This is a genomic window from Micromonospora sp. PTRAS2 (genome assembly GCF_054052245.1).
Genome location: NZ_JBSWBU010000029.1, coordinates 1 through 14067 on the forward strand (window position 1 = coordinate 1; position 14067 = coordinate 14067).

A 14067-nucleotide genomic window follows, 5' to 3' on the forward strand; every position below is an offset into this window, starting at 1 on the left:
TCTGGGTGAGGTGGACTGGGTGGGGGTGCATGCCGGTAAGGGGCATCGCACGACGACGATTCCCACCTACCCCTTCGAACGCCGCGAGTTGAGCGCGCCCCGCGTCCACGAGACCGCCCCCGCGCACCGCCGCCGCCCCGAAGCACAGGTTTCCGTACCCACCGCAGGTGACGAGGCCGCCGGCCATCCGCTGTTCGACCGTCACTACGAGCACTGAGCGAGGGAACGTGACGTACCGGGTTGAGACCTACGAGAAGACCTTCGCGGGGCACGAGCCGTTCATCGCCCAGCACCGCTCCTCCGGCTTCGGCATCCTGCCCGCGTCCGTACAACTGGAGATGGCCCTGCTCGGGGTCGCCCAGCGCCGGGCGTTCGCCCCGCTCGAACTCGTCGACGTCGCCTTCGTCCGGCCGTTCACCGTCGCCGACGACGAGCGGGTCACCGGCCGACTCGACGTGACCTTCGCCGAGCGGACCCGCTTCGAGCTGAGCGCGGTCACCCCCGACGGCCGCAAGGCCGTCTCGACCGGCACCGGCGGACCGCTGCCGGCCGACGCCCGACCGCCGGCCGCGTGGGAGGTGACCTGCCCGGTGCCGGTCCCGCCCGAGCGGATCTACCGCGGCTGGGTCGAGGCCGGCCTGACGTACGGGCCGGACTTCCACACCGTACGCCGGCTCTCCGTCGGCGACGGCACCGCCGAGGCGAGCCTCGCCACGGTGGCCCAGCCGGTGCCCTGGTACTCCCACCCCCTGCTCGTCGACGGCGTCTTCCAGGTGGTCAGCTGCGCCCTGCAGGATCTCGCCGACGGCGACGCGCCCGGCCCGATGCTGCCCATCGGCGTCGCGCGGCTCGCCCTGTACGCGAACCTGTCCGCCCTCACCACCGGGGTGACCGTGCGGGTGCGCCGCACCGCCGTGCAGGACGCCTGGTCCGTCGCGGACGCCGTGCTGCTGGACCCCGCCGGCCAGGTCGTCGCCGAGCTGACCGGGGTACGCATGCGCCGGCTGCCGGCGCACCGGTCCGCCTCGGCACCCGGGCTGCTCACCCGCATCGAGTGGACCCCCGCCGACGCCCCCGCGCCGCGCCGCCCGGCGACCGGCACCTGGGTGGTCCTGCACGACGGCGGCCCCGACGCCGCGGGCGCGGCCACGGTGCGGGCGCTGCGCGCCGACGGGGCCCGCGTCGTCGAGGTGCTGCCCGAGGGGTCGGCCCCGGCGACCGGGGCCGACCGGCGGGTCATGCCCCGGCCCGACGAGGCCGCGTTCCAGCGGCTCTGGGAGGAGATCGGCGCGCCCGTCGAGGGCGTCGTGCACCTGTGGAACACCGGTCCCGCCCGGCCGGACCAGGCCGAGCTGGCCGCCGGCCTGTACGCCTGCCTCGCCGCCCTGAAGACCCTCGGCCAGCGGCAGCGCTCGGGCCGCTTCCTCGTCGCCACCGAACGGGCCCAGCCGGTGGCCGCCGGGGACACCCCCGAGCCGGCGCGGGCCGCCCTGTGGGGGCTGGTCCGCACCGCCGCCATCGAGTACCCGGGGCTGCGACCCCGCCTCGTCGACCTCGACCCCGCCTCGGCCGACGCGCTCGTGGCCGAGCTGGGCGGCGACGGTCCGGTCGAGGTCGGCTACCGCGCCGGCGTGCGGCACGAGCCGGTCCGCGTCCCGCTGCGCGCGTCCGACAGCGGCCGGCCGCCGGTGCGGCGCGACGGCCGGTACCTGATCCTCGGCGGGCACGGCGGCCTGGGCCTCGCCGTCGCCCGCCGCCTCGCCGGCGACGGTGCCGGCCTGGTCGCCCTGGTCAGCCGCTCCGGCGGGACCGGAGCCGCCGCCGACGCCCTGGCCGGGATCGAGTCGTACGGCTGCCGCATCGCCTCGTTCGCCGCCGACGTCGCCGCGCCCGGCGCGCTGACAGGCGTGGTGGCGGAGATCCGGCAGCGCTTCGGCGACCTGCACGGCGTCGTGCACGCCGCCGGTGCCCTCCGTGACGGCCTGCTGCGCGGCACCACCGCAGAGGACGTGGCGCAGGTGCTGCGCCCCAAGGTCGACGGGCTGCACGAGTTGGCCGCCGCCGTCGCCGGCACCGACCTGGACTTCGCCGTGCTGTTCGCCTCGGTCTCCGGGACGTTCGGCAACCTCGGCCAGGGCGGGTACGCCGCCGCCAACACCTACCTCGACGCGTACGCGCACGCGCGGGGCGCGCCCTGGACCAGCGTCGACTGGGGACTGTGGGGCGAGGTGGGCATGGGCACCGCCGTCGCCGAGCAGCTGCGCCGTCGTGGCGTCCGGCCGCTGGGCACCGTCGAGGCGCTCGACGCCCTGATGACCGTGCTGCGCGACGACGTCCGGCAGGTCGTCATCGCCCACCCCGACGCCCCGGCCGGCGCCCCGCCCGCGGCGGCGACGGGCACGACACCGGCCAGTACACCGGCCGCGTCGCCGGCACCGGTCCCGCCGGCCACCGCGCCCGCCGCCGCAGCGAGCGGCCCGTCCCCGGCCGGCGACGTCGACGCCGGGCGCACCGAGGACGGGCTCGCCGAGTTCCTCGCCGAACGGCTCGGCATCGACGGCTTCGACCGGACGGCGCCGCTGACCGACTACGGCATCAACTCGATCATGAGCGTCGAGCTGGCCGAGGAGCTGTCCCGCCGCTGGCGGGTCACCCTCCCGGCGACCCTCTTCCTCGAGTACGGCGACTTCGCCGAGCTGGCCGCCGCGCTCGCTACCCGGTACGCGGCCGGCCCTCCCGCCGCCCCCGAGCCGGCCCCCGCCTCCGCCGAACCGCCGGCCGCCGCCCCGGCCGCCCCGACGCCCGCGCCGGTCGTCGCCATGCCCGAGGCGACCACCCCCGCGCCGGCCACCCCCACGTCCGAGCCGGACCCCGCGCCCGCACCGGTGTCCGCGCCCGCCCCCGAGCCGGCCGCCCGGCCCGCCCCGCGCGGCGGCGACATCGCGGTGGTGGCCGTCTCCGGCGACCTGCCCGGCGCCCGCGACCTCACCGACCTGTGGCCGATGCTCCGCTCCGGCGCCGACGCCTTCACCGAGATCCCGGCCCACCGGTGGAACATCGACGAGCACTTCCAGCGGCGCGGCCCCGACATGACCGGCACCTACTGCCGCACCGGCGCGTTCGTCACCGGGATCGACCGCCTCGACCCGAGGTTCTTCGGCATCGCCGTGCGCGAGGCGCAGGAGATGGACCCGCAGCAGAAGCTGCTGCTGGAGCACGCCTGGTCCGTCGTCGACGACAGCGGCTGCGCCGGACGGCGGGACGTCGGCGTCTTCGTCGGCGCCACCTACACCCACCACCGCGACGCCAACGGCCTCGACGCCGTCGGCCCGCACACCGCCCTCGGCTCGATGAACGCCGTCCTGGCCAACCGCATCTCCTACGCGCTGGACCTGACCGGTCCCTCGCAGACCGTCGACACGCTCTGCTCGTCCTCCCTCGTCGCCCTGCAGCAGGCGGTGGTGAGCCTGCGCACCGGGCAGTGCGGCGCGGCCATCGTCGCGGCCTGCCACGTCGGCCTGACCCCCTGGTACTACCGCAGCCTCAGCCAGCTCGGCGCGCTCTCGCCCACCCGCCCCCGGCCGTTCGACGACCGGGCCGACGGGTTCGTGCCCGGCGAGGGCGCGGTCGCGGTCATGCTCAAGCGGCTCGACGACGCCGAACGCGACGGCGACCAGATCCACGCGGTGATCCGGGGCGCGGCGGTCAACCACGGCGGCCGGGGCAGCGCCCTGCCGGTGCCGCGCAGCGAGGCGCAGGTCGCCGTCATCCGGGCCGCGCTGGCCGACGCCGGCCTCGCCCCGGCCGACATCTCCCTGGTCGAGACCCACGGCACCGCGACCCGGCTGGGTGACCCGATCGAGATCGCCGCCCTGGCCGAGGTCTTCGACGGCGACCGGCCCGAGCCGGTGCACGTCGGCTCCGTCAAGGCCAACATCGGCCACCTCGAACCGGCCAGCGGCCTGGCCGGCCTGGTGAAGGTCCTGCTCTGCCTGCGGCACGGCGAGATCCCGCCCCTGGCCGGGTTCGAGACGCTCGGCACGCACATCGCCCTGCCCGCCGGCCGGCTGGCCATCCCGACCGAGCCCCGGCCATGGCGCTCCGCCGGGCCCCGCCGGGCCGGCATCAGCGCCTTCGGCATGGGCGGCACCAACGCCCACGTCGTCGTCGAGGAGTACGCCCCGAGCCCCACCGCTGCCGCCGCCCGCCCCGACGAGCCCGCCGGCGAGCACCTGCTCGTCCTCTCGGCGCACACCCCAGCCCTGCTCGCCCGACGCATCGCCGACGTGGAACGGCTGATCGGGCGGGACCGGTCGGTCGACGCCGCCGCGCTGTGCTTCTCCGCGGCGGTCGGGCGCAGCCACCTGCCGCACCGGATCGCCGTGCTCGGCGCGACGGCCGACGAGCTGGGCGCGGGCCTGCGCCAGGCCCTGCGCGCCGGGCCGGACCCGTCGGCGACGGTCCTGCGCGGCGCGACCGTCCTCGCCGGCGACCCGGTGCCCTGCGGCCCGGACCTCGCCGCCCGGCTCGCCGCGTACGTGCCGCTGACCGCCGAGCGGATCGCCGCAGAGCTGCGCACGCCCGACGGCACGCTGCTCGCCGCCCTGGCCCACCTGTACGTCGCCGGGCGCGACGTCGACTGGCGGCGGCTCCACACCGGCAGCGGGCTGCGCCGGGTGCCGCTGCCGCCCTACCCCTTCCGCGACCTCGCCGACCCTGCCCAGCCGGGCCCCGCCGGCCCGTCCCGCCCCGCCGCGCCCGACGACCGCGTCCTGGACCGGCTACTGGGCGCGCACCGCGTCTTCGGCGAGGAGACGCTGCCGGCCGCGTTCCTCGTCGCCAGCGGCTTCGCCCGCGCCGCCGTCCTGCACCGGCTCGCGTTCACCGCGCGGGGCACCGGCCGGCACCGGCTCACCAGCGACCCCTCCGGCGACACGACCACCTTCTCCTACGGCGGGCGGCCCGTCGGCCACCTCACCGTGGGCGCGGCCGACCCGTCCGACCCCGCCCCGGAGCCGGTGACGCTGGACGCCCTGCGCGCCGGCTACCCGCGCACGCTCGACCCCGCCGGCCTGTACGCGTGGTTCGCCGCCAAGCACGTCGACTTCGGCGCCCCGCTGCGCGTCGTCGGCCACGTCGCGTACGGCACCACCGGCGTACTCACTCAGGTCGACCTCGCCGACGCGGACCCGGGCGTCCGGGCGGTGGCCGCCCTCGACGCGGCGTTGCAGACCATGGCGGTGCTGACCCTGGCCGACCCGGCCGCGTCCACGCTCACCTACCTGCCGGTCTCGATCGGCCGGGCGGTGCGCTGGGGCGACCCGGCCGGCACCCGACACGTCCACCTGCGCCTCGCCGGGCAGGACGCCGACGGCAGCCGACGCGCCAGCGCCACCCTCCTGGACGCCGACGGCCGCGCCCTGGTCCTCCTCGACGACGTGGTCTACCGGCCCGTCGCGGCGGGCGCGCCCGACCCGGGCCGGGTGACCCCGCCGGCCGGCACCCCCGCGCCCGACCGGGTCCCGCCGGCCGGCGGGACCGCCGCCGACCCGCCGCCGTCCCGCCCCCACGGCGGCCCCCGCCTGCCGGAGGAGACGGTGGTCGACCTGGTCCGCGCGGTGCTGCGGGACCCGCAGGTCAGCGCGACGAGCCCCCTCGCCGCCGCCGGCATCGACTCCATGCTGGCCACCATGGTCGCCGCCGAGGTGCAGGACCGGCTGGGGGCGACGCTCAGCCCGGTCGACGTGCTCCAGGCGCGCGACTGCCGGGCCCTCACCGCCGTGGTGGCGTCCCTCCTGCCCGACGAGCCCCCTGCGCCGCCGGCCCCCGACGCTCCGTCCACCCCCGACGCCGCCCCCACCGGCTCGGACGCGGCGACCGGCGGCGACGCCCACGACATGGCGATCATCGGCGTCGCCTGTGCACTGCCCGGCGCCACGGACCCCGAGGGCTTCTGGTCCCTGCTCGCGGGCGGGGGCAGCGGCGTCGGCCCGGCGCCCGCGTTCCGCTGGCCTGCCGACGGCGACCCCGACGGCGCCCCGGTGGGCGGCTTCCTCGCGCAGATCGACGAGTTCGACGCCCGGTTCTTCGACTTCTTCGCCAAGCAGGCGGAGGTGCTCGACCCGCAGGTCCGCTGGCTGCTTCGCACCGCCTGGGAGGCGCTGGAGTCCGCCGGGATCGCCCCGCTGTCCACGCCCGCCTCGACCGGCGTCTTCGTCGGCGCCAGCTACCAGCACTACAAGGACTACAACATCCCGCCGGAGCTGGACGCCGCCGCCGGTCTCGGCAACCACAACGCCTTCCTGGCCAATCGGGTGAGTTATTTCCTGGATCTGTCGGGTCCGAGCATGACGATCGACACGTTGTGTTCGTCGTCGTTGGTGGCGTTGCACACGGCGGTGCGCAGCATCCGCAGCGGCGAGTGCGACCAGGCCATCGTCGCCGGCGTACGCCTCGCGATGTCCCCCCTGCACTACACCGCGATGCGCAACCTGCGCGCCCTGTCCCCGACGGGTGCGTCGCGGGCGTTCGACGCGTCGGCGGACGGGTTCGTGCCGGGTGAGGGTGTGGTCACGGTGGTGGTCAAGCCCCTGGCCGACGCGGTGCGCGACGGGGATCGGATCCGTGGGGTGATCCGGGGAACGGCCGTGAACCACGGTGGTCGCACGAGCGGGTTGACGGTGCCGAGCAGTGCCGCGCAGCGCGACGTGATCGTGGCGGCGTTGCGTGACGCCGGGGTCGGCCCGGACGGGATCGGTCTGGTGGAGGCCCATGGCACGGGTACGTCGTTGGGTGATCCGATTGAGGTGGAGGGTTTGACGCGGGCGTGGCGGGAGTTCACGTCGCGGACGCAGTTCTGTGCGATTGGTTCGGTGAAGTCGAACATTGGTCATCTGGAGCCGGCTGCTGGTCTGGCTGGTGTGGTGAAGGTGTTGTTGGCGTTCGATCGGGAGCAGATTCCGCCGACGTTGCACGTCAACCGGCCGAATGATCACATCCGGTTCGAGGAGTCGCCGTTCTACGTGGCCGACCAGGTCGTCGCATGGCCTCGGGTGGCGGGTGTGCCGCGGCGGGGTGCGGTGTCGGCGTTCGGGATGGGCGGGGTGAACGCCCACGTCATCCTGGAGGAGCCGCCCCTCGCCGCCCCGCGCGGGCCACTTCCGCCGCGCCCGCACCTGGTCCGGGTCACCGCCGCCAGCGAGGACGCGGTGCGCCAGCTCGCCGCCGCGTACGCCGAGGTATTCGCCGCCTCCGACGACGACCGGCGGACCGCCGACCTCTGCCACACCGCGAACGCCGGCCGCTCCTTGCTCGACTACCAGAGCGCGGTCACCGGCCCCACCGGCCCGGCCCTCGCCGAGCAGCTCCGGGCCGTCGCCGACGGCCGGCTCCCGGTGGCCCGCGTCGACGCCGCCCTGGCCACCGACGCGCCGCCGGCCGCCCCGGACGGACCGCCGGACGCCTGGCACGAGGCGCTGGCCGACCTGGCCCGGCGCGGTCACCCCGGCATCGACTGGGCGGCGCTGTCCGCCCCGGGCTCCCGCATCGTCGCGCTGCCCACCTACCCGTTCGCCCGGGGCCGCTACTGGCACACCCGCAGCGCCGAGGCGACGGCGGCGGCCCCGCCGCCCACCGTGCCGCAGTCCGCCCCGGCGGCGTCGCCCGACGCGCCCGCAGCCGCCGCCGCCGCGCCCGAGGCGCTGTGCACGCGGTGGCGGGCCACCGCGCCCCTCACCGGCGGGTCGGCGTACGGCGTGACCGTCCGGGTGGTCGCCGCCGACCGGGCCACCGAGGGCGTCGTTTCCGCCGCGCTGTCCGCCCAGGGCGCCGACATCGCCGCCCCCGGGGCGCCCGCCCGCGCCCTCGTCGTGGTCGCCGCCGCCCCCACGTCCGCCGCCGCCGAGCCGGACCTGCGCGGCTTCTGGGAGCAGCTCCGCGAGGTCACGGCGGCCCTCCCGCCGCAGGCGAAGGTGGTCTGGGTCGAGCACCGCTCGGCCCCGGTCGACGAGGCCGACCGGGCCCTGCTGGACCCGGAGGCCGCCGCGCGGGCGTTCACCGTCCGGGCCGCCGCCGCCGAGCACCGGTTCGCCGTCGCGGCCCTCGACCTCGACGCGGGCGACCCGGCCGAGACCCGCGCCCGGCAGATCGCCGCCGAGTTCGCCGCGCTGCGCCCCGGCGTCAACACCGCCGTCGCCTACCGGCGGGGAATCCGGTACGCCCCGGAGCAGGTCCCGGCCGCACCCGGCCCGGCCACCCCGCTGGACGGCGACGGGTACCACCTCGTCACCGGCGGCCTCGGCGCGATCGGCCGGCGGCTGGTCGCGCACCTGGTGCGCGGCGGCGCGCGGAACGTCGGCATCGTCGGCCGGTCGCCGGTCGACCCCGGTGCCGAGGCGTTCCTGGCGCAGATGCGGCTGCACGCCGAGGTCGACTACCTGCGATGCGACGTTGCCGACGCCGCCGCCCTGACCGACGCCGCCGCGTCCTTCGGCCGCCGCTGGGGCCGGCTGCTCGGCGTGGTGCACTGCTCCGGCGGGGTCAACCCGTTCGGGTCGCTGCGCCGTCGGCCCTGGTCGGAGGCGGCCCGGGTGACCGCGCCGAAGGTCGCCGGCTCCCGCAACGTGGTGCGACTGGCCCGCGCGCAGGGCGCGGGCCACGTCGCCCTGGTCTCCTCGATCGCCGGCGCGCTGCCGCACGCCGGCCGGGGGCTGGTGGACTACGCCCTGGCCAACGCCTACCAGTTGGCGCTGGCCGAGCAGTCCGGCGACGACGGCACGACGGTGACCGCACACGCCTGGCCGAACTGGGTCGGCATCGGCATGGAGGCCGACGACTCCGTCGCCGCCGGGCACTCGATCACCCTCGACCAGGCGCTGACCGGATTCACCGCGCACCTGCGCACCGGCGGGGGAGTCGTGTTCCCCGGCACGGCCGCACCCGACAGCGTGCCGCCACCCGCGCCCACGACGGCACCGCCCACGACGGCCCCGGCCGCACCGGCCCCGGCGGCGTCGACTGCCACGGCACCGGCGGCACCACGGTCAACGCCGGCCACGCGACCCGCTGCGGAGCCCGCGCCCGCGCCGGCCGCCGCAGCCGGCCTCGCGTACACGCTGGTGCGCGACGCCTTCGTCGACGTGCTCGGCGAGGACCCGGGCGACTGCCCCCTGCCGGACCTGGGCCTGGACTCGCTGGTCATCGTGGACCTGACCAACGCCATCGAACGGCTCGGCGGGATCACCGTCGACCCGTCCCTGGTGATGCGGGCCCGCACCATGGCCGACCTCGCGGCCCGGCTGCCCGGCCCCGCCGGCGCGCCGCCCGCCGCACCCCGGGAGGCGGCCGGGCCCGGCACGCCCGACGCGCCGCCGCCGGCACCCGACGCGGGCGGGCAACCCGCCGCGCCGGCCCCGGACCTCGGCGCGCTGCTGCGGCCCCTGCTCGTCCACGGCCAGCAGCAGGGCCACTGACATGCCCACCGAGCGGGACGGAAGGAGCGACGCGACCATGACGGACAATCGGATCGCGGTGATCGGCATGGCCGTACGGCTTCCCGGCGCCGAGGACGTGACCGACCTGCGGTGGATGCTGACCCACGACTCGGTCGAGGTCGACGAGGTCCCGCCCAGCCGCTGGGCCCGCGACCTCTACCTCGGCGACGGCGACCACCAGGGCACCCACCACCGGGGAGCGTTCCTGCAGGACCCGTTCTCCTTCGACCACGAGGCGTTCGGGCTCACCGCCGCCGACGCCGTCCTGCTCGACCCGCAGCAGCGGGTCATGCTGGAGGTCGGGGCCCGCGCCCTGGAGGACGCCGGATACCTGGCCGCCCGGCGGCGGCTCGACGCGGGCGTCTTCGTGGGCGCCCGGATGAACTCCTACGGCTTCGATCACGGCCGCGGCGTCGCCCCCGCCGGCCGTGCCGGTGTCCCGGTTGCCGGCCCGCCGGTCCCGGCCGCCCTCTGGGGCCGCTCGCAGAACTTCGTCGCGGCGTGGCTGTCCGACCGGCTCGACCTCGCCGGCCCCAGCCTCGTCGTCGACACCGCCTGCTCGTCGTCGCTGACGGCGGTCTGGCTGGCCTGCCAGAGCCTCGCCGCCGGCAGCTGCGAGATCGCCGTGGTCGGCGCGGTGGACCTGCTGGTCGACCCGCTGACGTTCGTGCTGCTCTCCCGCACGGGCGCGCTCTCCCCGGACGGGCTGTGCCAGACCTTCGACGAGAAGGCCAACGGGTACGTCCCCGGGGAGGGCGCCGTCGCCCTGGTGCTCAAGCCGATGGCGGCGGCCGTCGCCGACGGCGACGTGATCCTCGGGGCGATCACCGGCACCGGCGTCAACAACGACGGCCGCACCATGGGGGTGACCACCCCCAACCTGGAGGCCCAGGTCGAGCTGCTCACCCGCGTCTACGACCGGGTCGACCCCGCGACCGTCCAGTACGTCGAGACCCACGGCACCGGCACCGCCATCGGCGACCCCATCGAGGTGCGGGCACTCACCGAGGTGTTCGGCCGGCACGGCGTCGCCCGGGGCAGCGTCGCGCTGGGCTCCCTGAAGCGGCGCATCGGGCACCTGCACTCGGCGTCCGGCCTGGCCGGGCTCGCCAAGATCGTCCTCTGCCTGCGGAACGGGGTGGTGCCCGGCGTGCCGGTGCCCGCCGTCAACCCGCGCCTGCGGCTGGACGCCAGCCCCTTCCACCTGCCGCCGCGCGCCGAGCCCTGGCCGGCGGCACCGACCCGCCGGGCCGCGGTGAGCGGGTTCGGCTTCGGCGGCACCAACGCGCACGTCGTCGCCGAGGCGGCCGGCGCGCCCGCCGCCCCGGCCGGTGCCGGGCGCGCCGCCGAGGTGCTGCCCCTGTCCGCCGACAGCCCGGACGGCCTGCGCGAGCTGGCCGCGCAGTGGCTGGAGTTCCTGCCGACGACCGCCGACGACCTCCCCGACGTGCTGGCCACCGCCCGGCTCGGACGCCCCCACCGCGCCGTGCGGTGCGCCGTCGCCGGCACCGACGCCGCCAGCCTCGCCGCCGCCCTGCGGGCCCGCCTGCTCGCCGCCGACGCCCCGCTCGGCGAGACCGCCGGGCGGCGGCCCGCCGTCACCGTGCGTCCGGCCGCCGCGCCGGCCCCGCCGGCCTGGCTGCTCGCGCTCACCGGGTCCGTGCCGGCGGTGCGGGAGATCGTGGGCCGGTTCGAGGCCGCCGTCGGCAGCCCCGTGACGACGTTCTCCGGCCCGCTGCTGCGGATCTGCGCCGGGGTCGTGCTGGCCGTGGCGCTGCGCGACACCGGCGTGCCCGAGCAGGCGGTGGACCTGCCGCCCGGCTGGGCGCCGATCGCCGACTTCGCGCACGGGCGTACCACGCTGGAGCAGGCGCTGAGCGCGGTCCTGACCGGCCCGGCCGCGACCGCCGACGACCCGGCGGCCGGCACCGCCGACTCCGACTGCGACGCCGGCCCGGAGCTGTGCGCCCGCCTGGCCGACGTCACCGACGAGCGCGGCGTCGCCGCGCTGCTCGCCACCGTCGCGGCGGAACTGTACGAGGCCGGCGCGGACGTCGACTGGGCCACGTTCCAGGGGCCGGCCGGGTGGCGCAAGCGGCTGCTGCCCGCCGCACAGGCCCGGGGGCCCGCGCTGGACCTGCGGGAGCCCCTGCGCTCCGCCGAGCCCGGCGGCCCGACCACCCTGGACGCCGACGAGGGCCCGGCCGGGTACGCCTTCTCCCGGGTCTTCGGGGCGGGCGAGACGCCCATCGCCCAGCACTCCGTGTACCGCCGGATCATGCTGCCCGGCGTCGCCTGGTTCGACTTCCTGCGCCAGGGCGCGCAGCTGCGCGGCGACGCGTTCCACGGGGTGCGGGACGTGCTGTTCCACCGGCCGCTGATCCCCACCGGCGCGCACCGCGTGCGGTGCCGGGTCGACGGGCAGGGCCGGTTCACCGTCGCCGACGCCGACGGCACGCCCTTCGTCACCGGCCGGTACGCCCCGCAGCCCGACCCGGCCCCGGCCACCGAGCCGCTGCCGGAGCTGCTCGCCGCCTGCTCGCGGCTGCACGCCGGCTCCACGGTCTACCGGTGGCTGCGCCGCATCGGCTACCACCACGGCCGCTACTACCGCAACATCTCCTGGGTGGCCGGCCTCGCGGGCGGGGGCACGCTCGCCCGCATCGAGGGCGGCCGGCAGCGCGGGCTGAACCCGCCGGACGTCCAGCTCTTCCCGGGCCTGCTGGACAGCGTCACCATCGCCGCCATCGACCCGGACAACCCCGTCTTCGGCACCGAGCACGCGTCCGCGTTCATCCCGCTGTCGGCGGACCGGGTGAGCGTGCACGGCCCGCTCGACGACGCCGCCTACGTCCGCACCGAGGTGTCGTTCTGGAACGAGGAGGCGTGCCGGGTCACCCAGGTCGTCCTCGACGCGCGGGGCGTGCCCCTGCTGACCTTCGGCGACATCTCGTCGAAGCGGGTGCCCGTGCTCGCGTTCAGCGACCAGCCACCGGCCCCCGCCGCGCCCCGCCCGGCCCTGACCGCCGTCGCGCCCGCCCCGGCCCCGGCCCCGACCGCGGCACCCCCGGCACCCCCGGCGCCGGCCGTCCCGGCCGGGCGGCCCGCTCCGGCCGTCCCGGCCGCGCAGCCCACCGCGGCCCCGGCCGCACCGGTCGCTCCGGCCGCCGCCCCCGCGCCGCCCCCGGTGCCGCAGCGGGCGGCGCTTCCCGGCGGTGTCGCGTCGGCGTCGCCCGTCGCGCGGGCGCTCGCCTGGTTCCTGGCCCTGTCCGGCACGGACGCCGAGCACGCCGACACCGAGTTCCTCTCGGCCGGCTTCGACTCCGTCGGCCTGGTCGGGCTGAGCGACCGGCTGTCCCGGGAACACGGCCTGTCGCTCTATCCGACCGTCTTCTTCGAGTATCCGACGCCCCGCAGCTTCGCCCAGCACCTCGTCGACGAGGCCCCCGACTTCGTCGCCTCGCTGGCGGCACCGCCGGCGGGCCCGGCGACCGCCCCCGATCCGACCCCGGAGCCACCCGTCGCCCCGCCCCCGGCCGCCGTCAGCGCCCCGCCCCCCGGATCGGCCGAGGCCCCCGAGCCGGCCGAGGCCCCCCGGTCGGCCGAGGCCCCCGAGCCGGTCGCGGCGACGCCGCCGGCCGTGACCGCCGGACCGCCGCCGGTCACCACCCCGCCCCAGGCCGTCGACCACGCGCAGGCCGCCGAGCGTACGGACACCGGGCGCGACATCGCCGTCGTCGGCGCCGCGATCCGGGTGCCCACCGCCGACGACCTCGACGGGTACTGGTCCCTGCTGGCCGAGGGGCGCGACACCGTCCGCGTCCTGCCCGACGGCCGCTGGCAGCGCGCCGAGGAGGGGCCCGTCCCGCAGGCGTCCTTCCTGGACCGGGTCGACGAGTTCGACCCCGTGCCGTTCCGGATCTCCGCCCGGGAGGCGCCGCTGATCGACCCGCAGGCCCGCATCGTGTACGAGACCATCTGGGAGGCACTGGAGGACGCCGGCCGGATGGGGCAGGGCGACCGGGAGAACCGGATCGGCCTGTGGATCGCCTACAGCCACGACCACTACCACGAGGAGCGGTCCCGGCACGGGGTGCCCGACGGGCGTGGCCTCGGCCTGGAGGCGATGATCCCGAACCGGCTGTCGTACCTGATGGACTGGCACGGGCCGAGCGTCGTGGTCAACACGCTGTGCTCATCGTCGCTGGTGGCCCTGCACACGGCGCTGCAGCACCTGCGGGCCGACGACATCGACACGGCGGTCATCGGCGGCGTGCACGCCGCGATCAGCCCCGAGTACTTCCGGTCCATGCAGGACCTGCGGGCCCTGTCGCCCACCTTCCGGTGCCGCGCGTTCGACGTCGACGCCGACGGCTTCGTGCCCGGCGAGGGCGCGGTCGCGGTCGTGCTGCGCCGCCGCGCCGACGCCGAGCGGGACGCCGACCGGATCCGGGGCCTGATCAAGGGCGCGGCGGTCAACCACGGCGGCCGGACCACCCGCTACTCCGCCCCGAGCCCCGCCGGGCAACGCGACGTGATCGTGGCGGCGTTGCGGGACGCCGGGGTTGGCCCGGAG

At 77.3% G+C, this 14067-nt stretch carries 3 protein-coding genes; all 3 read left to right on the plus strand.

Annotation, left to right across the window (positions count from 1 at the left end):
* The coding region (locus ACVMYR_RS32780; protein WP_457123667.1) for a hypothetical protein at positions 1–217 on the plus strand (217 nt) is incomplete at its 5' end.
* 10 nt (positions 218–227) lie between these two features.
* Positions 228–9470 (plus strand): SDR family NAD(P)-dependent oxidoreductase, encoded by a 9243-nt coding sequence (locus tag ACVMYR_RS32785; RefSeq protein WP_457123668.1) that lies wholly within the window; start codon positions 228–230, stop codon positions 9468–9470.
* A 37-nt stretch (positions 9471–9507) separates the two neighbouring features.
* Positions 9508–14067, plus strand: a 4560-nt coding sequence (locus ACVMYR_RS32790; RefSeq protein ID WP_457123669.1) for a beta-ketoacyl synthase N-terminal-like domain-containing protein, incomplete at its 3' end; no start/stop codon positions are given.